The 23,811-nt window shown below is 73.0% G+C and carries 21 protein-coding genes and 1 pseudogene; 13 read left to right on the top strand and 9 right to left on the bottom strand.

Going from position 1 to position 23,811, the window contains the following annotated elements:
- Positions 1-4 precede the first annotated feature (4 nt).
- Entirely contained in the window at positions 5-1,120 is a 1,116-nt protein-coding gene (locus E3Z34_RS17340) for a glycosyltransferase family 4 protein (RefSeq protein WP_134774609.1), read from the top strand.
- 10 nt (positions 1,121-1,130) lie between these two features.
- Positions 1,131-2,399, top strand: a complete 1,269-nt coding sequence (locus E3Z34_RS17335) for a glycosyltransferase family protein (protein WP_134774608.1) — start codon at positions 1,131-1,133, stop codon at positions 2,397-2,399.
- 22 nt (positions 2,400-2,421) lie between these two features.
- Here the strand turns inward: E3Z34_RS17335 and E3Z34_RS19615 are convergent, their stop codons facing one another.
- The 4 genes from E3Z34_RS19615 to E3Z34_RS17315 all read right to left on the bottom strand — a co-directional run bounded on the left by E3Z34_RS19615 (position 2,422) and on the right by E3Z34_RS17315 (position 8,108).
- Positions 2,422-4,014, bottom strand: coding sequence for a glycosyltransferase (locus tag E3Z34_RS19615; RefSeq protein WP_134774607.1), 1,593 nt, complete (start codon positions 4,012-4,014; stop codon positions 2,422-2,424).
- A complete protein-coding gene (locus tag E3Z34_RS17325; RefSeq protein WP_134774606.1) occupies positions 3,990-4,637 on the bottom strand; it encodes a hypothetical protein in 648 nt (215 codons plus the stop codon). The genes E3Z34_RS19615 and E3Z34_RS17325 overlap by 25 nt, the downstream gene beginning before the upstream one ends.
- Positions 4,638-4,680: 43 nt before the next feature.
- A complete protein-coding gene (locus E3Z34_RS17320) occupies positions 4,681-5,850 on the bottom strand; it encodes a nucleotide sugar dehydrogenase (protein ID WP_134774605.1) in 1,170 nt (389 codons plus the stop codon).
- A 119-nt stretch (positions 5,851-5,969) separates the two neighbouring features.
- Positions 5,970-8,108, bottom strand: coding sequence for an acyltransferase family protein (locus tag E3Z34_RS17315; RefSeq protein ID WP_134774604.1), 2,139 nt, complete (start codon positions 8,106-8,108; stop codon positions 5,970-5,972).
- A gap of 218 nt (positions 8,109-8,326) precedes the next feature.
- On the opposite strand from E3Z34_RS17315, the gene rpsF reads away from it, so the two are divergent.
- The 10 genes and pseudogenes from rpsF to mnhG all read left to right on the top strand — a co-directional run bounded on the left by rpsF (position 8,327) and on the right by mnhG (position 16,709).
- A complete protein-coding gene (gene rpsF / locus E3Z34_RS17310) occupies positions 8,327-8,614 on the top strand; it encodes a 30S ribosomal protein S6 (protein ID WP_134774972.1) in 288 nt (95 codons plus the stop codon).
- 71 nt (positions 8,615-8,685) lie between these two features.
- Positions 8,686-9,327, top strand: a complete 642-nt coding sequence (locus E3Z34_RS17305) for a single-stranded DNA-binding protein (protein WP_134774603.1) — start codon at positions 8,686-8,688, stop codon at positions 9,325-9,327.
- A gap of 81 nt (positions 9,328-9,408) precedes the next feature.
- The gene (rpsR, locus tag E3Z34_RS17300; RefSeq protein ID WP_134774602.1) at positions 9,409-9,645 is read left to right on the top strand and encodes a 30S ribosomal protein S18; all 237 of its coding nucleotides are present in this window, start codon (positions 9,409-9,411) and stop codon (positions 9,643-9,645) included.
- A gap of 24 nt (positions 9,646-9,669) precedes the next feature.
- Positions 9,670-10,116, top strand: coding sequence for a 50S ribosomal protein L9 (gene rplI / locus E3Z34_RS17295; RefSeq protein ID WP_134774601.1), 447 nt, complete (start codon positions 9,670-9,672; stop codon positions 10,114-10,116).
- A 134-nt stretch (positions 10,117-10,250) separates the two neighbouring features.
- Positions 10,251-13,130 (top strand): annotated as a pseudogene (locus E3Z34_RS17290) (Na+/H+ antiporter subunit A); the annotation flags it as partial.
- Positions 13,131-13,191: 61 nt separating this feature from the next.
- Complete coding sequence (locus E3Z34_RS19310; protein ID WP_238695259.1) at positions 13,192-13,800, top strand: Na(+)/H(+) antiporter subunit C; 609 nt, start codon at positions 13,192-13,194, stop codon at positions 13,798-13,800.
- Between the two features lie 29 nt (positions 13,801-13,829).
- Complete coding sequence (locus E3Z34_RS17280; RefSeq protein WP_238695528.1) at positions 13,830-15,350, top strand: Na+/H+ antiporter subunit D; 1,521 nt, start codon at positions 13,830-13,832, stop codon at positions 15,348-15,350.
- Positions 15,347-15,979, top strand: coding sequence for a Na+/H+ antiporter subunit E (locus tag E3Z34_RS19610; protein ID WP_134774599.1), 633 nt, complete (start codon positions 15,347-15,349; stop codon positions 15,977-15,979). The genes E3Z34_RS17280 and E3Z34_RS19610 overlap by 4 nt, the downstream gene beginning before the upstream one ends.
- Positions 15,976-16,362, top strand: coding sequence for an MrpF/PhaF family protein (locus E3Z34_RS17270; RefSeq protein ID WP_134774598.1), 387 nt, complete (start codon positions 15,976-15,978; stop codon positions 16,360-16,362). Before E3Z34_RS19610 ends, E3Z34_RS17270 begins: the two co-directional genes overlap by 4 nt.
- On the top strand, positions 16,359-16,709 hold the full coding sequence (gene mnhG / locus E3Z34_RS17265) for a monovalent cation/H(+) antiporter subunit G (RefSeq protein WP_134774597.1): 351 nt from the start codon (positions 16,359-16,361) through the stop codon (positions 16,707-16,709). Before E3Z34_RS17270 ends, mnhG begins: the two co-directional genes overlap by 4 nt.
- A 56-nt stretch (positions 16,710-16,765) precedes the next feature.
- Here the strand turns inward: mnhG and E3Z34_RS17260 are convergent, their stop codons facing one another.
- From E3Z34_RS17260 to E3Z34_RS20000, 5 genes are all read right to left on the bottom strand, one after another.
- A complete protein-coding gene (locus tag E3Z34_RS17260; protein ID WP_238695258.1) occupies positions 16,766-17,332 on the bottom strand; it encodes an OsmC family protein in 567 nt (188 codons plus the stop codon).
- Positions 17,329-18,465 carry a dimethylsulfone monooxygenase SfnG gene (sfnG, locus tag E3Z34_RS17255; RefSeq protein WP_134774596.1) on the bottom strand — a complete coding sequence of 379 codons (1,137 nt, stop codon included), beginning with the start codon at positions 18,463-18,465 and terminating at the stop codon, positions 17,329-17,331. The genes E3Z34_RS17260 and sfnG overlap by 4 nt, the downstream gene beginning before the upstream one ends.
- Before the next feature lies 1 nt (position 18,466).
- Positions 18,467-18,976, bottom strand: a complete 510-nt coding sequence (locus E3Z34_RS17250; protein ID WP_134774595.1) for a flavin reductase family protein — start codon at positions 18,974-18,976, stop codon at positions 18,467-18,469.
- Positions 18,977-19,182: 206 nt separating this feature from the next.
- Positions 19,183-20,229, bottom strand: a complete 1,047-nt coding sequence (locus tag E3Z34_RS17245) for an MATE family efflux transporter (RefSeq protein ID WP_338043817.1) — start codon at positions 20,227-20,229, stop codon at positions 19,183-19,185.
- On the bottom strand, positions 20,118-20,552 hold the full coding sequence (locus E3Z34_RS20000) for an MATE family efflux transporter (RefSeq protein ID WP_338043753.1): 435 nt from the start codon (positions 20,550-20,552) through the stop codon (positions 20,118-20,120). Before E3Z34_RS20000 ends, E3Z34_RS17245 begins: the two co-directional genes overlap by 112 nt.
- Before the next feature lie 372 nt (positions 20,553-20,924).
- Between E3Z34_RS20000 and E3Z34_RS17240 the strand changes: the two genes are divergently transcribed.
- Positions 20,925-23,582, top strand: coding sequence for a replicative DNA helicase (locus E3Z34_RS17240; protein ID WP_134774594.1), 2,658 nt, complete (start codon positions 20,925-20,927; stop codon positions 23,580-23,582).
- Positions 23,583-23,811: the final 229 nt, after the last annotated feature.

The raw sequence follows: 23,811 nt of genomic DNA, 5'->3' as shown, positions 1-23,811 counted from the left end.
CGGGGTGCGCAGCAGGTCCGTCCTGGTGCTCACCGTCGTCCACCACCCCGACGACAGCCGCATCCGGCACCGTCAGGTCGCCGCCCTGCTGGACGCCGGCTGGCAGGTCACCTACGCCGCCCCCTGGTCCGGCTACGACCTGGACCTGCCCGCCACGGTCCCGGGCCTGAGCACCGTGGACCTGCCCCGCTCCCGCGGGCGACACCGGGGCGCCGCCCTCCGGGGCGCCCGCCGGCTGCTGCGCGAGCACGGACCCCGGCACGACCTGGTGCTACTGCACGACCCCGAGCTGCTGCTCGCCCTCCCGGGGCTGCACCTGCCCCCGGTCGTCTGGGACGTGCACGAGGACACCGCCGCCGCCGTCGAGGTCAAGGCCTGGATCCCCCGCCCGCTGCGCCGCGTGGCGGCCGCCGCCGTCCGCGGGGTGGAGCGGGCCGCCGAGCGCCGGGTGCACCTGCTGCTGGCCGACCACCACTACGCCTCGCGGTTCCGGCGCCCGCACCCCGTGGTCCCCAACGTCACCACCGTCCCGGAGCGGGCGGCCCCGGCGGCCCAGCCGGTGGACGGGGTGCTCCGCGTGGTCTACCTGGGCAGCGTCACCCTGGAGCGGGGGGCCGCGGAGATGGTCGAGGTCGCCCGCGGGCTGCCGCCGGGCCTGCGGCTGGAGGTCGTGGGGCCCGCGCACGGCCCGGCGCAGGCCGTGCTGGCCCGGGCGCGGGAGGAGGGGCTGCTGGACTGGCACGGCTTCCTGCCCTCCGACCGCGCCGTGGCCCGCCTCGACGGCGCGCTGGCCGGCCTGTGCCTGCTGCACGACAAGCCGAACTTCCGCCCCAGCATGGCCACCAAGGTGGTCGAGTACCTCGGCCGGGGGATCCCCGCCGTGGTGACTCCGCTGCCCCTGCAGGCCGACCTCGTGGGACGCAGCGGCGCCGGGGTCGTGGTCCCCTTCGGGGCGACCACGCAGGTGCTCGACGTGCTGGCCGGGTGGGCCGCCGACCCGGAGATCCCCCGCGAGCTCGGGCGGCGGGGGCACCAGTTCGTCGCCGAGCACCACGACTGGGGGACGCAGCGGGCCGGCTTCGTCTCGGCGCTGGAGGGCGTGGCCGCGGCCGGTCGTTAGGATGACGCGAATGTCGAGCTCCGTGGCCCGCCGCCTGGTCGTCGCCTACTGCTTCGTCCCCTACGTCGACACCTCGGGCACGGTCGCGGCCAAGCGGGTCTGCCTCCGGGGGGAGCCGGTGGACGTCATCCAGAACGAGATGAGCGGCCTGCGCGCCATCGACCCCGGCCTGGACCGGGTGGCCGACGGGCAGGTCCGACGCCGCGCCGTCCTGGACACCCCCACCTACTTCTCGTCCTGGCGTTCGATCGTGGCGTGGTGCGAGGAGGGGATGCAGGTGGTGGACCGCTGGACCGACGAGTCGGCGCGGACGGGGGACCTCCTCGGGCACGGCGTGCCGTGGTCCTCGATGTTCTCCCGGTCCCACTTCGTCGCCTCGCACTTCCTGGCGGCCCTGGTCAAGGCCGAGCATCCCGACATCGTCTGGGAGGCGGAGTTCTCCGACCCGTGCTCGGCCGACGCCACGGGCGCCGAGCGGTACGCACCGATGCACGACTCCCCCCTGCGGGACCGGTTCACGAGCCTGCTGCGCGAGGCCGGGTGGGAGCCCCCGGCCGGCGACAACGTCTACGAGTGGGCCGAGGTGCTCGTCTACGCCCTCGCCGACGAGATCCTCTTCACCAACGCCCAGCAGGCCGACTACATGGCCGGCCGCTGCGCGGACCCGCGGCTCGCCGACCGGCTGCGTCGGCATACCGTGGCCGCGCACCACCCGATGCTGCCGGAGAAGTTCTACGCGATGGACCGCGCGCCGGTCGAGCTGGAGGAGGGCGTGCTGCACATCGCCTACTTCGGCAACTTCTACGGCAAGCAGAGCCCGGTGGCGGCGGTCGAGGCGATGGCCCAGCTCCCCGCGGAGCAACGGGCGCGGCTGCGGCTCCACCTCTTCACCCAGCCGACGGCCACCCTGCGCGGGGTCGTCGAGGAGATGGGGCTGCAGGGCGTGGTGCTGGTGGAGGAGTTCCTCCCCTTCCTGCAGTTCCTCGAGATCGCCCGGCGCATGGACCTGCTGCTCGTCGTCGACTACCCGCTGCCGCAGGGGGCCGAGCGCAACCCCTTCCTGCTGTCCAAGTGGGGGGACTACCGGGGCAGCGGCACGCCGGTCTGGGGGATCCTGGAGGAGAGCAGCGTCCTGTCCGCGACCGACGACCCCGCCCTGCAGTACCGGACCCCGGTCGGGCACGCGACCGCCGCCGCGCAGCTGCTGTCGCAGCTGGCCCGCGGGGTGCGGGCACCGGACCGCGAGGCAGCCCGCCCGGGCACCGCCCGGACCGCCTGACGGCGGACCCGTCCGACCACGGTCAGCCCCCGAGGACGATATCCAGCAGCCGGTCGGTGGTCCCGGCGTCGGAGAACTGCTCCGCCATCGCCTCCCGGACCTCGGCGACGGCCCGGCGACGGTCCTCATCCTCGGCCAGGGAGCGGATGAGCTCGGCGGCCTCCGCGGGGGTCCGGACGACGCAGCGTCCGGGGAAGAGGCCGCGGGCGGCGCCGAGGGGTGCGAAGGCCGGCCAGTCGCGGACGACGGGGAAGGCCCCGGCGGCCGTCGCCTCGAGGGTCCCGACGGGACACCCCTCCCGCAGGCTGGTGCTCAGGACGAAGCCGACGTGGCGCAGGTGGCGGGGCAGCTCGCGGGTGAACCCGGTGTAGTCGATCCGGTCCACCACGTCCTCGCGCAGCACCCGCTCCCGGAAGGCCCGGGCGTAGGCGACGTCCGCCGCGGCGTGGTGGTCGCCGAAGTCGCTGCCGATGAGACGCAGCCGCCACCGGTCGTCCTCGCGGGCCAGGTGCGCGAGCACCTCCACGGCGAAGGCCGGGTCCTTGACGACCTGCGCCCAGCCCACGACGCCCAGGGTGCGCGAGGCGTCCGGGAGCAGGGGGTCGGGGAAGTTCGCGGGCGGGACGATGTTGGTGACCACGTGCAGGCGCGCGTGGGAGATGCGCTCCCTCAGGATGCGCACGAAGAGGTCCCGGATGTGGTCGGCGACGAAGACGATGTCGTCGACCCGCGACCAGTCCACCAGCTGGGCGGGCGCCGACAGGGCGTCGACGCTGTGGACCCGCACCACCATCCGGGTGCCCTCCGGGACCACGGTCGAGGTCCACACGGCGCCCTTGTCCGCCCAGTCCGCGACCACGACGTCGGCGCCGACCACCGCGTCGTAGTCCTCCCGGTCCACGTCCAGGCCCACGGTGGGGACGCGGCCCAGGGCGTGCTCGAGGCGGTGCTGGAGGATCGGGGCGTCGATCATCATCCCCCGGAAGCTGCTCGTCGCCGGGCGCACCGTCGTCAGCTCGGCCCGCTCGTCCCGGTCGAGCGCCGCGATCAGCGGCGCGGCGTGGTGGCCGTAGACGCCCGGGAGCAGGCTCACCCGCAGTCCTGCCGGGCGGGCGCCCGCACCCGGGTCGGCCCCGTCGTCGAGCCCGGCGGTGCCCTCACCCTCGGCCCGGTCGACCAGGAGGGAGTCCGGCCCCAGGGGTGGCACGCCCCGGGCCGCGAGCAGCTGTCCCACCCGGCTCTCGCGCAGCGGGCGGAGGAAGCCGTCCGGGTCCTCCACCAGGGGGGTGCGCTCGCGGGCCGTGTGCAGCTGCTGGTGGAAGAGCAGGCCCAGGGCGATCGCCCCCAGCTCCGAGGTCTCCCGGAGGTCCCCGGCCTCCAGCGCGGCATCGGCCTCGACGAGCAGCCGCCGGGCCGGCTCGCCGACCTCGGCCCCCCGGTCCTCGCCGCGCACGAGGGCGACGTGAATGCGCAGCGCCTCGGCCGCCGCGTCCTCGCGCGGGTCGGGTCCGAAGAGGCTGCGCAGCAGGTCCACCGCGGCCAGCAGGTCGTCCGCCTGCTCGAACCGGCCGCGCCGCACCGCCCAGCGGGTCAGCCGCCGCAGCTGAGGGCGCACGTCCCGGGCCAGCTCCTCCCGCAGGGGGTGGTGGCCGCGAGCCCGGCCAGCGTGCCGGCCGCCTCGACGACCGGGCTCAGGGTGATGCCCCGACCGGGCAGCCGGGTGTCGGTCTCGCGTGCGCCGACGCTCAGTGTCCGCCAGGCCGCCGCCTCGGTGAGCAGCCGGGCGCTCTCCCGCACCGGCCACTGCCGGGCTCGCGGCGCGAGCGCCCGCACCCGGTCACCGAGCTGCCGGGCCGCCAGGACGTCGAGGAAGACGACCTCGTCGGCGGCCCCGGCGACCTCGCTGAGCCACCGGTCGTGCCGGGCGGCGAGCTCGAGCCGCCGGGCCACGGGCAGCGGGCCGGTCAGGGCGGCGCTGACGACCCTGGAGGGGCCCCGCCGCAGGGTGCCGAGCCGGTGGCTCCCCCGGAGGAGCCCGGCAGGCAGCCGGCCCCCGGCATACCCCAGCCTCACGACGTGCCCGGAGCGGGCCAGCTGACGGATCCGCTCGGTGTGCTCCTCGACGACCGCGGCCCGGGAGGCCAGCAGCAGCCAGGTGCGGGGCGGCTCCCCGGGCTGCTCCTGCGGCTGCGTCTCCCGGAACGGGGGCTGGGTGCGGTGCCGAGGGGTGGGGTTCACGCTGTCCTTCGTCGCGGGGCGGCCGGGGGCAGGGGTGGTCGGGTCAGTCGCGCTGGTAGATGTCGCGACTGTAGACCTTGTCGCCGGCGAGGTCCTGGAGGTGCTGGTCGAGGCGGTTGGCGATGATGACGTCGGAGCGGGTGGTGAAGTCGGTGAGGTCGCGGACGACGCGGGCTCCCTGGAAGGTGTCGTCGGGAAGGGTGGGTTCGTAGATGAGGATCTGGACGCCGTAGGCCTGCAGGCGGGACATGACGCCCTGGATGGAGGAGGCGCGGAAGTTGTCGGAGCCGGCCTTCATGATGAGGCGGTAGATGCCGACGGTGCGGGGGTCGCGGTCGAGGATGTCGGCGGCGATGAAGTCCTTGCGGGTGTGGTTGGCCTCGACGATCGCGGTGATGAGGGTCTGGGGCACGTCCCCGTAGTTGGCCAGCAGCTGGCGGGTGTCCTTGGGCAGGCAGTAGCCGCCGTAGCCGAAGGAGGGGTTGTTGTAGTGGTCGCCGATACGGGGGTCGAGGCTGACGCCCTGGATGATCTGGGCGGTGTCCAGGCCGCGGGTGGCGGCGTAGGTGTCGAGCTCGTTGAAGTAGGCCACCCGCATGGCCAGGTAGGTGTTGGCGAACAGCTTGATGGCCTCGGCCTCGGTAGACCCGGTGAGCAGGACGGGCACGTCCTTGTCCACGGCTCCCTCCAGGAGCAGGTCGGCGACCAGGCGGCCGGCGGGGCCGGTGTCGCCGACAATGATGCGCGAGGGGTGCAGGTTGTCGTGCAGGGCGCGGCCCTCGCGCAGGAACTCGGGGGAGAACAGGATGGTGGCGCCCGGGTGCTCCGAGCGCAGGCGTTCGGTGAAGCCGACCGGGATGGTGGACTTGATGACCAGGGTGGCGTCCGGGGTGTGGGCCAGGACGTCGGCGGCCACGGTCTCCACGGTCGAGGTGTCGAAGAAGTTGGTCTCGGTGTCGTAGTCGGTGGGGGTGGCGATGACCACGACCCGGGCGTCGTCGTAGGCGTCGGCCGGATCGGTCGTCGCGCGCAGGTGCAGGTGGTTGGTGGCCAGGTGCTCGGACAGCTCGGGGTCCACGATGGGGGATCGGCGCTGGTTGATGAGGTCGACCTTGGCGGGGTCGATGTCCAGGGCGACCACCTCGTGGTGCTGGGCCAGCACGGCCGCGTTGGACAGGCCGACATAACCGGTGCCGACGATCGCGATCTTCATGGGACTCCTTCGGGGATGGACCGGGTCCAGTATGGCGCGGGCCCGGTGAGGCCCGGATGAGAGCCGCCCCTCCGCGCCGGGCCGGAGGTCCACCCTTCGCTGCGGCGGAGGTGCGCCCGTCACGGCGGCGGGGGGTCCACCGCCGGGGCCCAGACGATGTCCTCCACCGGTGTCGTGGCGACGCCCGCCGTGACCAGGGCGTGGTGGAGCACCGGCGTCAGGGACCGGACGTAGCTGCCGGTCAGGTGGCTGCCCTGGCGGTTGACGACCACCCCGCCGACGGCGGGCGCGCACCCGCCCAGCTCCTCGGGCGAGGGGCAGATCCAGGCGCCCAGGTCCACGAAGGGCGCCCCGAGCCGCTCCGCCAGCGGCCGGAGCATCTCGTCGCCGGGCGCCGCCCGCGGCTCCGACCAGCACGGGGTGGGGTCCTGCCGGTGCTCGTCGAGGCACTCGTAGACCGTCACGTCCGGCCCCGCCCCGCGGGGGACCGGCCGCGGGGTGTCGGCCAGCACCACGAGGCGGGCGCCGGCCTCGATCGCGGGCCCCAGCAGGCGCTCGGCCGAGCCCACCGTCGCAGCCGGGTAGCCGGCACCGGCCGAGGTGACGATCAGGTCGGGCGCGTGCTCCGGGTCGCCCAGGTGCTGCGAGAGCTCGCGGTTGTAGGCGTGGCAGGCCGGCGAGCGGCCCTCGTCGACGAAGCCGCACGCGGACCGGGTGTAGACCTTGAGCCGCCACCCCTCCGCCGCGGCCACCGCGTGCAGCGCCGAGCTCCACTGCTCGGCCTTCGAGTCGCCGACCAGGGCCACAGTCGTGCCACCCTCCGGGTCGCCGTACCAGCAGGCGTCGTCGGGGAGGCGCCCGGTGCCCTCGGCGCTCACCTGGCACCCGTCGCGGTAGGCCAGCGACAGGTCCTCCTCGGCGGTGGCCGGGTCCGGGACCAGCTCGTCGCGGGGGGCGACGGCAGCGCCCGGGTCCGCCACCGGCCGCAGCGACCCCGTGCCCCTGCCGGCCGGGTCGACCAGCGCCAGCGCCCCCTGCTGCGACCCGAGCGCGGTGTCCAGGCGGGGGGCGGTGAGCACGAGCGACCCGGCGAGCGCCGCCGAGACGGCCATCGCCCCGGCCCCCAGCAGGAGGGTCCGGCGAGGGTCCCGGGCGAGCGCGGGGGCGAACCGCACGGGGTCCTCCACCAGCCGCAGGGTGCCCCAGGCCAGGAGCACGCACGCCAGGGCGACCGCGACGCGCTCGGCGAGAGGAGGGTCGGGCCGCACCTGCGCCAGCAGGCTCAGGGCCGGCCAGTGCCACAGGTAGAGGCCGTAGGACAGGCCCCCGAGGAAGCGCAGCGGCGGCAGGCCGAGCAACCGGGCCGGAGGGCTGTCGGCCCACGCGATCCCGGCGGCGAGCACGGCGGCCGTGCCCAGGGTGGGCAGCAGCGCCGCGGAGCCGGGCCAGGGCGTCCGACCGTCCACGACCACCACGGTGAGCCCGACGAGCAGCAGCCCCACCCAGGCGGTCCCCGCCGCGACGGGTCGACGCAGCCGCGCGAGGGCAGGGGTGAGCAGCACGAGCAGAGCCCCGGTGCCCAGCTGCCACGCCCGTGTCAGCGTCGAGAAGTAGGCCGGCCCGGGTGCCTCGGCGGTGCGGAGGACCGACCACACCAGACTGGCGAGCACCACGACCGCGAGCGCCAGGGTGAGCACCCGCAGGAAGCGCAGGCGCAGCCGGGCCGAGGCCCACAGCACCGCGATGACGAGCAGCGGCCAGACGACGTAGAACTGCTCCTCGACGGACAACGACCAGTAGTGCTGCACCCAGGAGGGGTCGGCGTCCTCGGCGAGGTAGTCGACCTCCCGCCCCGCCAGCAGCCAGTTGACGACATACCCGGTGGCCGCCAGGACCTCCGCCCCCAGCTCGGACTGCCGGCCCCGTGGCAGGACGAGCATCCCGGCGAGCGTCGTGGCGACCAGCACCACGGTGGCCGCGGGCAGCAGCCGCCGCGCGCGGCGGGCGTAGAACCGGGGGACGGAGATCCGCCCGGTGCGAGTGGCCTCCCGGACGAGCTGGCTGGTGATGAGGTAGCCGGAGATGACGAAGAAGACGTCCACCCCGGCGAAGCCGGCGCCCGACCCCGGCAGCCCGACGTGGTAGGCGAGGACCATGAGGACCGCGATCGCGCGGAGGCCCTCGATGTCCCCCCGGAGCGGGGCCCGGCCCGCGGCGGCGGCGCGGCCGTCGGCGGTGGGCAGGGCGGTGGCGGTCACGCTGCCCGACGCTACCGCGAGCCCCGCGCCGGGATTAGGCCGCCGAGCGGCGCGCCCGGTATCGTGGTGGAGTTCACCGCCGTCCAATGCCTGTGGACAACTTCTGCGCCGTCGCCCTCGTCGGTGGGAGGCTGGCCCCGGGTGGCGGTGAGACGTATGAAGCCCTCCTGTCACGGAGAGACCGTGACCGCATGAGACCGAAGGAGGTGGGTTCCCGCATGCGTCAGTACGAGATGATGATGATCCTCGACCCCGAGACCGACGAGCGCAACCTCCAGCCCACGCTGGAGAAGATGCTCGCCGTCGTCCCCAAGGACGGTGGCACCGTCGACGAGATCGACGTCCAGGGTCGTCGGCGCCTGGCCTACGAGATCAAGAAGCAGGCCGAAGGCATCTACGTCGTGGTCATGATGACCGCCGAGCCCGCGACCGTCCAGGAGCTGGACCGCCAGCTGGGGCTCAACGAGTCCGTCCTGCGGACCAAGCTGCTCCGTCGCGACGCCTGAGGCTCGTCCTCCGACGTCCCCGCCACCGGCACCGACCACACGTAACCCTCACGGATCAAGGATGACCTGACATGGCCGGAGAGACTCCCCTCACCGTGATCGGCAACCTCACCGCCGATCCCGAGCTGCGCTTCACCCCCAGCGGTGCGGCCGTCGCCAACTTCACCGTGGCCTCGACGCCCCGCACGTTCGACCGTCAGACCAACGACTGGAAGGACGGGGAGACGCTGTTCATGCGCTGCTCGGTCTGGCGCGAGGCGGCCGAGCACGCCGCCGAGAGCCTGCACCGCGGCGACCGCGTCATCGCCACCGGCCGGCTGGTCTCCCGCTCCTGGCAGACGCCGGAGGGGGAGAACCGCACGGTCATGGAGATGCAGGTCGACGAGGTCGGCCCCTCGCTGCGCTACGCCACCGCCTCGGTCACCAAGGCCCAGCGCCAGGGTGGGCAGGGCGGTCAGGGCGGCGGCGGCTGGCAGGGCGGCGGCCAGGGAGGTGGTCAGTCCGCCGGTCAGGGCGGTCAGGGCGGTCAGGGCGGCTGGGGCAACCAGCCCTCCGGCGGCCAGCAGTCGTCCGGCTCCTCCGCGGGTGGCCAGTCCACCCCGGACAACGACCCGTGGGCCAGCGGCGGCGCCTCCAGCGGAGGCCAGTCCGGTGGCGGCCAGTCCGGTGGCGGATGGGGCGGGGCCCCGTCCTACGACGAGCCCCCGTTCTGATCCCCGGCACCACCCCATACACAGCACGACCCACCCATCCCGAGCTCAGCTCGGGCTCTTCAGGAAAGGGAGAGCACCACGATGGCCAAGCCCGTCATTCGTAAGCCCAAGAAGAAGGCGAACCCGCTCAAGTCCGCCAAGATCGAGTCCATCGACTACAAGGACACCGCGCTGCTGCGCAAGTTCATCTCCGACCGGGGCAAGATCCGTGCCCGCCGGGTGACCGGTGTCTCGGTCCAGGAGCAGCGTCGCATCGCCAACGCCGTCAAGAACGCCCGCGAGATGGCGCTGCTGCCCTACAGCAGCTCCTCCCGCTGATCACGGAACGGAGAAGAGAAGATCATGCGCATCATCCTGACCCAGCCCGTGTCCGGCCTCGGCGAGGCCGGTGACGTCGTCGACGTCAAGGACGGCTACGCCCGCAACTACCTGCTGCCCCGGAAGGTCGCCACCCCGTGGACCAAGGGCGGCCAGAAGCAGGTCGACTCGATCAAGGCCGGCCGCGTCAAGCGCGCGCTGCGCTCCGCCGAGGACGCCTCCGCCGCCAAGGCGAAGCTCGAGGGCTCGGCCGTCACCGTCACCGCCCGCGCCGGGCAGGGCGGCCGCCTCTTCGGCGCCGTCACGCCCTCCGAGATCGCCGACGCGATCGTGGCCGCCGGGGGCCCGCAGGTCGACAAGCGCCGCATCGAGCTGCGCACCCCGATCCGCAGCCTCGGCGAGCACCCCGTCCACGTGCGTCTGCACGACGAGGTCGCCGCAGACGTCACGGTCACCGTCGTCGCCTCCTGACGACCGACACCGGAGAGCCCTGACCCACCCACGGTGGGCCGGGGCTCTCCGCCGTCCCCTCCCGGGCGGTCCGGACGGGCCGCTCGGTCGGGTAATCTTGGAGGACACGTCACGCACACGAGGAAGGGCCGCACATGATCGCGACCCTGCTGGTGGCGCACCTGGTGGCGGCCGTCCTCGCCCCCGTCCTCCTGCGCCTGCTCGGCACCCGCGCGTTCTACGTGCTGGCCCTCGCACCCGCCGTCACCGCGGTGTGGGCCGCGACCCGGATCCCGTCGGCGGACCGGGCGCACGAGGAGGGCTTCCGCTGGGTCCGTGACCTCGGCATGGACCTCGTCTTCCGGATGGACACCCTCGCCTGGGTGATGACGCTCATCGTCTCGGGCATCGGGGCGCTCGTCCTGCTCTACTGCGCCTCCTACTTCGACGAGGACGACGGCAACCTGTCGCTGCTCGCCGGCTCTCTCGTGGGGTTCGCCGGAGCCATGCTCGGGCTGGTCACGACCGACGACCTGCTGGTGCTCTACATCTTCTGGGAGATCACCACGGTGCTCTCCTACCTGCTCGTCGGCTACCTCACCACGAGCGCCGCGAGCACCCGCGCGGCCAAGCAGGCGCTCATCGTCACCACCTTCGGCGGGCTGGCGATGCTCGTGGGCATCGTCCTGATCGGTCAGGACGCCGGCACCTACCGCATCAGCGAGATCGTCGGCTCCCCGCACACCGGCACCGCCGTCACCTGGGGGATCGTGCTCCTGCTCGTCGGGGCGATCACCAAGTCCGCGCTGCTCCCCTTCCACTTCTGGCTGCCCGGTGCCATGGCCGCGCCCACCCCGGTCAGCGCCTACCTGCACGCCGCCGCGATGGTCAAGGCGGGGGTCTACCTCGTGGCCAGGCTGGCGCCCGGGTATGCCGACCTGCCGGCCTGGCAGGTCACGATCCTCGTGCTCGGGTCGGCCACGATGCTCCTCGGGGCGTTCCGCGCCACCCGGCAGACCGACCTCAAGCTTCTCCTCGCCTACGGCACGGTCAGCCAGCTGGGCTTCCTCACCCTGCTCCTGGGCTACGGCAGCACGGGCGCCATGCTGGCCGGCCTCACCCTGGTCGTGGCCCACTCGCTGTTCAAGGCCGCTCTCTTCCTGACGACCGGGGCCATCGACCACGCCGCCGGCACCCGGGACATCCGCAAGCTGGTCGGGGTGCGCCGCAAGGCTCCGCTGCTGGCGCTCGCGGGGACCCTGGCGGCGATGTCGATGGCCGGACTGCCGGTCCTGATCGGCTTCGTCGGCAAGGAGGCCGCCGTCACGGCCCTGCTCTCCCCGCCGGACGGCCTCTGGTCGCTCCAGGGCCTGGCGCTCGGCTCGGTGGTCCTCGGCTCGGTCCTGACGATGGCCTACTCCCTGCGCTTCGTGTGGGGCGCCTTCACCGACGGGTCCCGGGGGCCGACCCAGCCCGCGACGCCCGACGCCGAGGACGGCGGCGCCACCCCCGTCGCCATCCAGCCGGAGACCGACTGGCACCCGCCGGGTGCCCTGCTGGTCGGCATACCCCTCCTGCTGGCGGTGGGCGGGCTCGCCCTGGGTGTCACCTCGAAGGCGCTGGAGGGCGTCCTCGAGCCGCACACCGCGGCGGTGACGGCCGTGGCGGACACCACGGAGGTGCACCTGGGGCTGTGGCACGGGTGGGGGCTGCCGCTGGCGGTGTCGGCCCTTATCTGGGCAGGCGGCGCGCTGTGGTGGGGCCTGCAGGCCCGGCGCCCCGTCGAGGTGCCCATCCCGCTGTCGCCGGTCGACCTCGGCCGGACCTACCAGCAGATCATGCGGACCCTGGACCGCGCCTCGCTGGAGATCACCGGCTTCCTGCAGCGGGGCTCCCTCCCGGTGCTGCTCGGCACGATCCTGGCCGTCCTCGTGGTGCTCCCGACGGTGCAGCTGCTCACCGCGGGGGCAACCTGGCCGGAGGAGGTGCGGCTGGCCGACAGTGCCGCGCAGGTCGCCGTCGCAGTCCTCGTGGTGCTGGCGTCCGTGCTCGCGACCCGGGCGCGGCGCCGCTTCCGCGCCGTCTTCCTGGTGAGCGTCGCCGGCTACGGCACGGCGCTGCTCTTCCTGCTCCACGGCGCGCCGGACCTCGCGCTCACCCAGGTCCTCGTCGAGACCGTCACCCTCGTCGTCCTCGTCCTCGTGCTGCGCCGGCTGTCCGGCCGCTTCCCGGACGACCCGAGCCCGATGACCCGGCGGGTCCGCGGCCTGGTGGGCGTCGCGGTCGGCGGCATCGTCGGGGTGGTCGCGATGATCGCCGCGTCCTCCCGGGTGCACGAGCCGGCCGGGGTGGGGCTGCCCGAGCGTGCGGTCGAGTACGGCGGCGGCTACAACATCGTCAACGTCATCCTGGTCGACGTCCGCGCCTGGGACACCATGGGTGAGCTGTCGGTCGTGCTGGCCTGCGCCACCGGCGTGGCCAGCCTGGTCTTCCTGCGCGACGAGGTCGTCGAGGGCGTCCGCGAGGGGCTGCGCACCACCCGGGGCCGGCTGGCCACCATGCGGGACCGCAAGCCCACGACCTCCCTGGCCTCCGACCCCACCCGGTGGATCAGCGTCGGCGACCAGCTCGACCCCCAGCGCCGGTCCACGATCTTCGAGATCGTCACCCGGCTGGTCTTCCACACGGTGCTGCTCTGGTCGATCTACCTGCTGCTGGCCGGGCACAACCAGCCCGGTGGCGGTTTCGCCGCCGGTATCGTCGGCGGCCTGGCCCTGTGCCTGCGCTACCTGGCCGGCCGCGGCTTCGAGCTGCGGGCCGCCCTGCCGGTCATGCCGGCGGTGCTGCTCGGCACCGGGCTCTTCGTCGCCGCCGGCTCGGCGCTCATCCCGATGGCCCTGGGCAGCCCGGCCCTGCGGACCTGGCACACCTACGTCGAGGTCCCCCTCATCGGGGAGGTCCCCCTCGTCAGCTCCCTGCTCTTCGACGTCGGCGTCTACCTCGTCGTCCTCGGACTCATGCTCGACATCCTCCGCAGCCTGGGCTCGGGGATCGACGAGCAGATCAGCCGCGAGCGCCAGCGGGAGGGGTCGGCTCATGACCCCCAACCTCACCCTCGTCGTGGTCTCGAGCATCCTGGTCGGCACCGGGGTCTACCTCTTCCTCTCCCGCTCGATGGTCCGCGCCCTCATGGGCTTCCTGCTCATGGGCAACGGCATCAACCTCATCTTCGTCATCGGCTCCGGCGACGCCGGCGCCCCGCCGATCATCGGGTCGAACGACGAGGGCGCCCCGCTGGCCGACCCCGTCCCGCAGGCCCTGGTCCTCACCGCCATCGTCATCACCCTGGCGATGACGGCCTTCGTGCTGGCCCTGGCGCACCGGTCCTGGCAGCTGGGCCGCCAGGACCTGGTGGACGACGACACCGAGTCGGCGCGGATCCACGCCCGCGCCGAGGCCGACGACACCGGGGACGACCGCTCCGCCAAGGAGCGGGCCGCGGAGATCACCGCCGAGAGCGAGCGCAGCGAGCGGCGTTACGGCATACCCGGTGACCCGTGGACACCCACCACCGAGCGCGAGGAGCACGCCGTCGCCGGCCCCGGGGAGGGCACCGACGACCCTCAGGACGTCGTCGACGCCGGCGCCGGGAGCGAGCCGACGCAGACCGACCCGCCGCCCGCACCGGGGGGTGAGCGGTCGTGACCAGCGAGTTCTCCGTGCTCGTGCCGCTCATGGTCCTGCTGCCGCTGGTCGGGGCCGGCCTCACCCTGGCGGCCGCGGGACGCACCTGGGTGCAGCGTGCCGTGAGCATGACCGTCCTGACCGGCATGCTGGCCACCGCCGGTGTCCTGCTGTGGGCGGCGGACACCCTGGGCCCGCAGGTGATGCACGTCGGGGGGTGGCTGCCCGAGGAGGGCATCATCCTGGTCGTCGACCGGCTCTCGGCGATCATGATCATCGTCTCGACGACCGTGACCATGGCGGTCCTGGCCTACTCGATCGGGCAGGGGGCGAGCAGCTTCGACGACGAGAGCGACGGGCACGCGCCGCTGCCGGTCTTCCACCCCACGCTGCTCGTGCTCGCGGCCGGGGTCACCACGACCTTCATCTCCGGCGACCTGTTCCACATCTACGTCGGCTTCGAGATGCTGCTCGCCGCCAGCTTCGTGCTGCTGACCCTCGGCGGCACGGCGGAGCGGGTGCGAGCGGGCACCACCTACGTCTTCGTCTCGCTGCTGTCCTCGATGATCTTCCTGGCGGCCATCGGCATGGTCTACGCCGCCACCGGCACGGTCAACCTGGCCCTGCTGAGCCAGCGCCTGGGGGACATCTCGCCCGGGACGGCGGCGCTGCTGCAGCTCATGCTGCTGGTCGGCTTCGCGGTGAAGGCCGCGGTCTTCCCGATGTCCGGGTGGCTGCCCGACTCCTACCCCACGGCGCCGGCCCCGGTCACCGCCGTCTTCGCCGGCCTGCTCACCAAGGTCGGCATCTACGCGATGATCCGCACGCAGACGCTGCTCTTCCCCGGCGGGCGCTTCGAGGACCTGCTGCTGTGGGCGGCCCTGCTGACCATGCTCGTCGGGATCCTGGGCGCGATCGCCCAGGACGACATCAAGCGGATGCTGTCCTTCACGCTGGTGAGCCACATCGGCTACATGCTCTTCGGGATCGCGCTGGGCAGCACCCACGGCCTGGGGGCGGCCATCTTCTACGTCGCCCACCACATCCTCATCCAGACCACGCTCTTCCTCGTCGTCGGGCTGGTCGAGCGGGTGGGCGGCTCCTCCGACTCCACCCGGCTCGGCGACCTGGCCCGGATCGCCCCGGTCGTGGGCATCCTCTTCTTCGTGCCGGCGATGAACCTCGCCGGCATCCCGCCCTTCAGCGGCTTCCTGGGCAAGGTCGGCCTGCTCCAGGCGGGGGTGGCCGACGGGGGGTGGCTGGCGCTGACGGTCGTCGTCGGCTCCGTGGCCAACTCCCTGCTCACCCTGTATGCCGTCGCGAAGGTCTGGGGCCGGGCCTTCTGGTCCGAGAACGCCCGCGGGCTGACGGGGCAGGGGCCGCTGCGCGGCGGTTACCACGAGGCGCTCGGCGCCGGCGTGCTGGTGCCCACGACCGCCCTGGTCCTGGTCGGGGTGGGCCTGACGGTGGTCGCCGGGCCCCTGTTCGAGATCACCACCCGGGCGGCGGTGGACCTCATGCTGCGCACGCCCTACCTCGAGGCCGTCCTGGGAGCGGGGGCGATGCTGTGAACCTGTCCTCCCTGCGCCGGTTGCGGGTCTCCCTGGGTGGGCTCGCCTGGCTGGCCGCGGTCTGGGTGCTGCTGTGGGGGAGCCTGAGCTGGGGCAACGTTCTGGGCGGACTGGTCTTCGGCTACCTCGTGCTCGCCTTCTTCCCGCTGCCCCGGGTGAACTTCCGGCTGCGACCCCGCCCCTGGGGGGTGGTGGTGCTGGTCGTCCGGTTCCTCTACGACGTCGTACGCTCCTCGGTCGAGGTGTCGTGGCTGGCCGTCCGCCCCGGGAGGCCGGCGCGCGGCGTCGTCATGGACATGGAGCTGGTCGGCGACGACGTCCTGCTGCAGACCCTCACCGCGGAGATGGTCGCGCTGGTGCCGGGGTCGGTGGTCATCGACCTCGACTCGCGGGAGCGGGTCCTGACCATCCACGCCCTGGGGGTGCGCACCCGGGCGGAGGCGGAGCGGGTCCGGCACCGGGTCCGGGGCCAGGAGGCCCGGGTGCTGCGTGCGCTGCACCCGGACGCCGCCGAGCTGCTGCACCCCCGGCGGCGCCGCGAGGCCCAGGCCCGGCTCGCCGAGCGGGACGGGGCAGGCACCCCCGCCACCCCCGCCGCCACCCCCGCCGAGGACGAGGAGATCCGATGAGCGTCGACAGCATCGAGACCGTCCTCACCTGGATCATCGGTGGGCTGCTGGCGCTCTCGGCCTTCCTCACGCTGATCCGGGTGACGATCGGCCCCAGCGTCCTGGACCGGGTCGTGGCCTCGGACACCATGGTCTCGATCGTGGTCTGCGCGCTCGGCGCCTACGCTGCGCTCACCGAGGCGTGGACCACCCTGCCGCTGCTCATCTCGCTGTCCCTCGTGGGCTTCATGGGCTCGGTCGCGGTGGCCCGCTTCGTGGCCCGGGACCGCGACACCCCCTTCATCCCGCCGGCCCCGGACCGGCTCGAGGACGACCCCCGCTCGCTGGGCCGGGGAGCCACCCGGGCCCCGCAACCGGGCGGGCGGACGGGGGGTGCGTCATGAGCCTCACCGACGTGCTCGACGTCGCCGGGCTGGTCTGCCTGCTGCTGGGGGCCATGCTGTGCGTGGCCGCCTCGGTCGGGCTGCTGCGCTTCCCCGACCTCCTGACCCGCATGCACGCGGGCACCAAGCCCCAGGTCCTGGGCGTCCTGCTCGTGATCCTGGGGGTGGGCCTGCGCACCCGCTCGGGTCTGGACGTCGGGATGCTCGTGCTCATCGGCGTCTTCCAGCTGCTCACCATCCCGGCCGGTGCGCACATGGTGGGCCGGGCCGGCTTCCGCACCGGGCAGATCGCGCCGACCGACATCCACCTGGGGCGTTCCAGCGGGGCCCAGCACGACAGCACCTGAGACGCTCACGCCGGCCGCACGCTCACGCCGGCCGCACGCTCACGCCAGCCGGACGCTCACGCCAGCCGGACGCTCAGCCCCGCGGGCTCGGTCAGCGTGCGGGCCACGACGCAGTAGCGCTCGGTGAGCTGGACCAGCTTGTCCACCTGCTCCGGGGCGGCCGGGCGGCCGTCCGCGGTGAGCACCTCGAGGTCCAGGACGAGCTCGACGTCGCCCAGCCCGACCCGGGCCTCCCGGTCCAGGCCGAGGGTCCCGCGGGCGTCCCAGGTCGTGCTGGCCCGCACCTGCGCCCGACGCAGCTCCAGCCCGAGGGCGGTGGCGACGGCGGCGAGCGTGACCCCCGCGCAGGCCACGAGGGCCTGCAGGACCAGGTCGGCGGAGCACGCGCGGGAGCCGTCCCCGCCCGCACCGGGGTGGAGCCCGGCGACGAGGTCACCGGCCCACGTCGGCACCGTCGCCGTGAGGGACCGCTGGTCCACCGTCGCCGACGCCTCCGCGGGAATGACGGCGCTGGCCGGGTCGTCGCGGTAGCGCGCCTTGACCGGCCGCTGCTGCTGGCGCAGGCTCGCACCCAGCGCGGCGACGTCGAGGGGTGTCGTCCCCGCCGGGTCCGGCACGCTCACGCCACCGCCCCCGTCGCTGCGGCGGTGGCCGCCGCGGTGCGGGGCTCGACGCCATACCCCTGCGCCTCGAGCTCGCGGACCAGCGGGATCACCTGCTCCCCGAAGCGCTCGACCTCCTCGCGGACGTGGAGGAAGCCGCACAGCAGCACGTCCACCCCGGCCGCCTTGAGGTCCAGGACCCGGCGGGCGACCTGATCGGGGGTGCCGACGAGACCGGTGCGGAAGCCGTCGTTGTACTGCACCAGGTCGCGGAAGTCGGAGTCGACCCACATCCCCTTCCGGTCCTGGGTCGACCGCCCAGCCTGCCGCACCGCCTCGCCGAAGGCGTGCACCTTCTCGACGTCGGCCCGCTCGACGATCTCCTCGACGACCCGCCGGGCCTCCGCCTCGGTGTCCCGCACGACGGCGAAGCCGTTGAGGCCGAAGCGGACGTCGTCCTCCCGACCATGGCGGGCGGCCCGCGCGCGGACGTCCACGACCTGCTCCCGGACGCCCTCGACAGAGTTGCCGTTCATGAAGTAGACGTCCGAGAGCCGGCCGGCCATCTCGCGGGCGGCGCTGGAGTTGCCGCCCTGGAAGACCTCGGGGGCGCGGGACGGGGCGGGGCGGAAGACGGCTTCCCGGGTGCGGTAGAAGTCGCCGCGGAAGGTGAAGGGCTCCTCCGCCCACAGACCCCGGAGCACCTCGATGAACTCCTCGGCCCGCCGGTAGCGCTCCTCGTGCTCGAGCCAGTCCAGGCCGAGCCGGGTGTACTCGTCCTTGAACCAGCCGGACACCACGTTGAGCGCCAGCCGGCCGCCGTGCAGCTCCTGGGCCGTGGCGGCGAGCTTGGCCAGGATGTGGGGCGGCCACTGGCCCGGGTGGACGGCGGCGATGACGCGCAGGCGCTCGGTGCGGCCGAGCAGCCCCAGGGAGAAGCTCACCGACTCGTGCTGGGCGTCGGCGCCGTAGCTGGCCAGGTAGCGCACCTGGGTCAGGGCGTAGTCGAAGCCGACCCGCTCGGCGGTGCGGGCCACGTCGATGTTGTAGGCGGGTCCGTGGTCGGTGCGCTGCTCCACGGTGGAGACGACCAGGCCCCCGGAGACGTTGGGCACCCAGTAGGCGAAGGACAGCGGCTGGTCGTGAACGGACATCTCAGGCTCCGATCTGGTGCGGGGCGGCGAAGCGCCCGGCGTGGTGAAGGAGGGTGTGCTGGGCGGGGGAGGCCACGGAGGTGGTGTGCACCCGGGCGATGGCCACGAAGGAGTCCCCGGCGTCGACGAGGTCGGTCAGGGTGGTGACCAGCCGGGCGTTGACGTCGTGGAGGCGGGGCAGGCCGTCCTGCCAGCCCCAGGTGCCGTCCTCGACGAAGCGTCGGGTGCGGTCGGCGGCGAACCGCGCGGCCACGACGTCCTGGTGGGAGGCGAGGAGGTGCAGGGCGGCTCGTCGGCTGCGGGCCAGGGTGACCAGGGACGAGGAGGTCTTGGCGACGTTGAAGCTCACCAGCGGCGGGTCGAGGCTGACCGAGACGACGGAGATGGCGGTGAAGCCCACCGGATCGGCGTCGTCGGCGGCGGCCGAGGTGATGACCCAGGTGCTGGCGGTGGGGCGCCGGAAGAGGCTGCGCAGGTCGGCGGGGGGTGGATGCAGGGCGGTGACGGACATAACGGTTCTCCAGAAGAATCTTCGGGTATGCGGCAGCGGCCGAGGTGGACGTCGGCGGCGGGGAGGGGGAGGTCGGAGGCGGCGGTCAGCGCAGACAGGCGGCCTGGGCGCGAACCGCCCAGGGCATCAGCCGCATCGCTTCCGGAGAACGCATGGCAGGACTAGATCACAGATTCTTCGGATATGTCAAACATGGCACCGTGGTGTCAGGCGCCGACGACCATCCACCGGTCGCCCCGGGATCGCCCCCAGAGCAGGGCGGCACGCACCGCCATGAAGCCGGTGAAGGCGACCCACAGCCAGACCAGGCCGGTCGCGCCGGTGACGCCCGACAGGACCACGCCGAGCACCATCGGGACGTAGGCGAGCGTGGCGATCGTCTGGGCCCCGGCCAGCCAGCGGGTGTCGCCCGCCCCGATGAGGACGCCGTCGAGGATGAACGCGATCCCGGCGACCGGCTGCCCCACGGCGACGACGAGGAGGGCGGCGGCCAGGGCGGTCCGCACGTCCGGGTCCTGGCTGAAGCCGAGCGGCACGACGCGGTGCAGCGCGACGATGAGGACGGTGAGGATCACCCCGAACCACACCGACCACCGCACCATGAGCGCGGTCGTCTCCCGGGTGCTCGCGACGTCCCCGGCGCCCAGCGAGCGCCCGGTCAGGGCCTGCGCGGCGATCGCCAGCGCGTCCAGGGCGAAGGCCAGGGCCGTCCACACGGTCATCGCGACCTGGTGGGCGGCCAGCGGGGCGTCCCCCAGCCCGGCCGCGGCCCAGGTGGTGAGCAGCAGGGCCGCCCGCAGCGCGACCGTCCGCACGATGAGGGGCACCCCGTCCAGGGCCGCCCGCAGCACGCCCGCGTGGTGCAGGGTGAGGGTCGCGCCCAGCCGTCGGGCCCCCCGCACGACGACCAGGACCAGGCCGATCGCCATACCCGTCTGGGCCACGACCGTCCCGATCGCGGCGCCGGCGATGCCCCAGCCCACCCCGTGCACGAGGAGGAGGGAGAGGACGGCGTTGCCGGTGAAGCCGGCGACCGCGGCGACCAGCGGGGTCCGGGTGTCCTGCAGCCCCCGGAGCACCCCGGTGGTGGCCAGCACGACGAGCATGGGCGGGATGCCGAGCGCGGACCAGCGCAGGTAGGTCACCGCCTCGGTGACGACCTCGGGGCTGGCGCCGAAGAGCTCCACGAGCGGCTGGGCGGCGAGCAGGACGACGAGGGTGCCGACGGCACCCAGCAGGAGGGCCAGCCAGATGCCGTCCACCCCCGCGCTGACCGCGCCGCGCTCGTCCCCGGGCCGAGGCGGCGGGCCACGACGGCGGTGGTGCCGTAGGCCAGGAAGATGAAGAGGTTGACCGCCGTGAGCAGGACGGCGCTGGCCACGCCCAGCCCGGCGAGGGCCGATGTGCCGAGGTGGCCCACGATGGCCGAGTCGGCCAGGAGGAAGAGCGGCTCGGCGATGAGAGCGAGGAAGGCCGGCACCGCGAGGCGCAGGATCTCCCGCGCCGGAGCAGGATGCCGTGGGCCCGGCTCTGTCTCCGCCCCCGGCTCTGCCCCCTCGTCCTCGTCCGCCGTCACGCGGGTCAGTGTCTCAGCCGCCCGGGGAGGCGGGTGGGACCCGGGTGGTGCCGTGGACGAAACTTCTTCCCGTCCACAGCCTGTGTGTCGCGTCCACACTGGTCAGAGGCCTGATGTGACGCAAGTTCCCGCTGAGTCCACATCGTTGTCCACAGGCCTGCCGCGCGTGGCGTGGGAGCGTCCACCGTCCGTGCACACGTGGTCCACACCTCGTCCACAGGGGATGGCTGCACGGTCGTCAAGGAGGACGTACGGTGGGGTGTCCCGCGCCCGGGGGAGGCCGTCCCGAGGCTCTCCGAGCGCCGGCGAGGGTGTGTCGGTGGCCGGTGGTGTCATGCGAACAGGCGTCCGACGAGCGTGAGGGAGCAGGGTATGGCACTGAGCGAGATGGAGGTCTACGGACCGCCGCAGGAGGGGCCGTCCGGGGGTCCGGAGGACCGGCTGCCGCCGCAGGACGTCGCGGCGGAGCAGAGCGCCCTGGGCTCGATGATGCTCTCCAAGGATGCGATCGCCGAGTGCTCGGAGATCGTCACGGCGCAGGACTTCTACCGCCCGGCCCACGAGCGCATCTACGAGGCCTGCGTCGACCTCTACTCGCGGGGCGAGCCCGTGGATGCGATCACGGTCGCCGACGAGCTGACCAAGCGCGGCGACCTGCAGCGCATCGGAGGCTCGGCCTACCTCCACCAGCTCATCGCGGCGGTGCCGACCGCGGCGAACGCCTCGTTCTACGCCGAGATCGTCGCCGAGCGGGCGGTGCTGCGCCGGTTGGTGGACGCCGGCACGCGCATCGTGCAGATCGGCTACGCCGGGGGTGACGTCGAGGACGTCGTCAACCAGGCCCAGGCCGAGGTCTACGCCGTGGCCGACAAGCGCGGTGGTGACGACTACCACCCGCTGTCCGACCTGATCGAGCCGACCCTGGACGAGATCGAGCACGCCGCCGGTCAGTCGGGGGACATGACGGGGGTGCCCACCGGCTTCACCGACCTGGACGAGCTGACCAACGGCCTGCACCCGGGGCAGATGATCATCGTCGCGGCGAGGCCAGCTGTGGGCAAGTCGACCTTCGCTTTGGACATCGCGCGGGCGGCCGCGATCAAGGCCAACATGCCCACCGTCGTCTTCAGCCTGGAGATGAGCCGCACGGAGATCACGATGCGTCTGCTCTCGGCCGAGTCCGAGATCGCGCTGCAGAACATGCGCAAGGGCAACATGCGCGACCGGGACTGGACCAAGCTGGCCGAGACGCAGGGCCGCATCACCAACGCGCCCCTCTTCATCGACGACAGCCCCAACATGTCGTTGATGGAGATCCGCGCCAAGTGCCGCCGGCTCAAGCAGCGGCACAACCTCAAGCTGGTGATCGTCGACTACCTGCAGCTCATGAGCTCGGGCAAGCGCGTCGAGTCCCGCCAGCAGGAGGTCGCCGAGTTCTCCCGTGCGCTGAAGCTGCTCGCCAAGGAGCTCGAGGTCCCGCTCATCGCGCTCTCCCAGCTCAACCGTGGCCCGGAGCAGCGGACGGACAAGAAGCCGCAGATGAGCGACCTGAGGGAGTCGGGTTGTCTGACGGCGGACACCCGGGTCCTGAGGGCCGACACCGGGGCCGAGGTGACGATGGGTGAGCTCCACCGGACGGGTGAACGGGACGTGCCGGTCTGGTCGCTGGACGACTCCCTGCGCTACGTACGGAGGCACCTGACCCACGTCTTCCCGACGGGCACCAAGCCGGTGTTCCGCCTGACGCTCACCTCCGGCAAGACGGTCCGCGCGACGGAGAACCACCCCTTCCTGACCTATGACGGGTGGCGTCCGCTGGGTGACCTGCGCCCCGGCGACCGGCTCGCTGTCCCGCGGCACGTGCCGGCGCCGGAGACGCACCAGCCCTGGACGGAGGACGACCGCGTCGTTCTGCTGGCCCACATGCTGGGGGACGGTTCGATGGTGCGACGCCAAGCTCTCCGGTACGCCTCGGTCGACGAGGAGAACCTCCGTGCGGTGTCTCAGGCTGCGCTCTCCTTCGGTGTCGTGGCCGTCCGCGACGACCACCCCGCTGCCCGCTGCACCAGCCTGCGTCTCCGGGCTCCGTTCCCGCTCGCTCGGGGACGGAGGCACCCGATCGTGGCCTGGCTGGACGAGCTGGGTGTCTTCGGCCTGCGCAGCCACGAGAAGTTCGTCCCCGAGTCGTTGTTCCACGCGTCCAAGCGGCAGATCGCCCTCTTCCTGCACCACCTCTGGGCCACCGACGGCTCGGTCACGGTGAACAGGGCGCAGAACGGGGGGCGGATCTACTACGCGACGACGAGTCGGCGACTGGCCGACGACGTCTCGCAGCTCCTGCTGCGCTTCGGGATCAGCACCCGCCTCAGGACGGTGCGAAAGGAGGGCTACCGCAACGGCTACACCCTGGACATCTCGGGCGCCGACAGCCAGCGTCGCTTCCTGCAGGAGATCGGTGTGTTCGGGGGCCGGTCGGCCTCTGCCGCCCAACTCCTGGGGATCATCCGGGACCGCCAGGGGAACACCAACGTGGACACCGTGCCGCCGCAGGTCTGGGACGACGTGCGGCAGGTCATCGTGGACAAGGGCATGACGGCGCGTCAGTTCCAGAAGGAGCTGGGGATGTCGTCCTGCGGATCCGCGCTGTCCAACAGCGCCCCCTCCCGCGAGCGTCTCAGGCGGGTCGCCGCTGTCCTCGACAGCGCCGAGCTGGAGCTTTTCGCCGTGAACGACGTCTTCTGGGACGAGGTTGCGAGCATCGAGCTGGACGGCGTCGAGGAGGTCTACGACGCCACCGTCCTGGGCAATCACAACTTCGTGGCCAACGGCATCGCCGTCCACAACTCCATCGAGCAGGACGCCGACGTCGTCATCCTGCTGCACCGGGAGTCGCTCTACGAACGGGAGTCACCTCGCGAGGGGGAGGCGGACGTCATCGTGGCGAAGCACCGCAACGGCCCTACGGACACCGTCGTCGTCGCGTTCCAGGGTCACTACAGCAAGTTCACCAACATGGCCAGCAACTTCTGACCGAGCCCTCGATGTCGAGATGTTGTCGAGATGCAGTGAAGATTGCACGATCGTGAGGGGTCGATCTTGCGCGACTGTCGCTCAAACCGACGATCCGCGCAAAGTAGGGCCACACGCCAGGGGGGCGCGTGGTTCACCTCCCACGTGGTCCGCATTGGCGGAGGCGCCAGGCTGGGGCCCCTGACAACGGAGCGGAGCGACGCATCGGAGGCGCTGCAGTCACCGTTAT

The organism is Ornithinimicrobium flavum (assembly GCF_004526345.1).
GTDB classification, from domain to species: domain Bacteria; phylum Actinomycetota; class Actinomycetes; order Actinomycetales; family Dermatophilaceae; genus Ornithinicoccus; species Ornithinicoccus flavus.
The sequence above is the reverse complement of the archived record's forward strand: the minus strand, read 5'-3'. Positions and strand labels throughout refer to the sequence as shown.

Coding starts and splice junctions, on each gene's coding strand:
- E3Z34_RS17280 (WP_238695528.1), top strand. CDS start 13,830: ATGGTCCTGCTGCCGCTGGTCGGGGCCGGCCTCACCCTGGCGGCCGCG.
- sfnG (WP_134774596.1), bottom strand. CDS start 18,465: ATGTCCGTTCACGACCAGCCGCTGTCCTTCGCCTACTGGGTGCCCAAC.
- rpsR (WP_134774602.1), top strand. CDS start 9,409: ATGGCCAAGCCCGTCATTCGTAAGCCCAAGAAGAAGGCGAACCCGCTC.
- E3Z34_RS17305 (WP_134774603.1), top strand. CDS start 8,686: ATGGCCGGAGAGACTCCCCTCACCGTGATCGGCAACCTCACCGCCGAT.
- E3Z34_RS17335 (WP_134774608.1), top strand. CDS start 1,131: ATGTCGAGCTCCGTGGCCCGCCGCCTGGTCGTCGCCTACTGCTTCGTC.
- rplI (WP_134774601.1), top strand. CDS start 9,670: ATGCGCATCATCCTGACCCAGCCCGTGTCCGGCCTCGGCGAGGCCGGT.
- E3Z34_RS19310 (WP_238695259.1), top strand. CDS start 13,192: ATGACCCCCAACCTCACCCTCGTCGTGGTCTCGAGCATCCTGGTCGGC.
- E3Z34_RS17250 (WP_134774595.1), bottom strand. CDS start 18,976: ATGTCCGTCACCGCCCTGCATCCACCCCCCGCCGACCTGCGCAGCCTC.
- E3Z34_RS17240 (WP_134774594.1), top strand. CDS start 20,925: ATGGCACTGAGCGAGATGGAGGTCTACGGACCGCCGCAGGAGGGGCCG.
- mnhG (WP_134774597.1), top strand. CDS start 16,359: ATGAGCCTCACCGACGTGCTCGACGTCGCCGGGCTGGTCTGCCTGCTG.
- E3Z34_RS17320 (WP_134774605.1), bottom strand. CDS start 5,850: ATGAAGATCGCGATCGTCGGCACCGGTTATGTCGGCCTGTCCAACGCG.
- E3Z34_RS17270 (WP_134774598.1), top strand. CDS start 15,976: ATGAGCGTCGACAGCATCGAGACCGTCCTCACCTGGATCATCGGTGGG.
- rpsF (WP_134774972.1), top strand. CDS start 8,327: ATGCGTCAGTACGAGATGATGATGATCCTCGACCCCGAGACCGACGAG.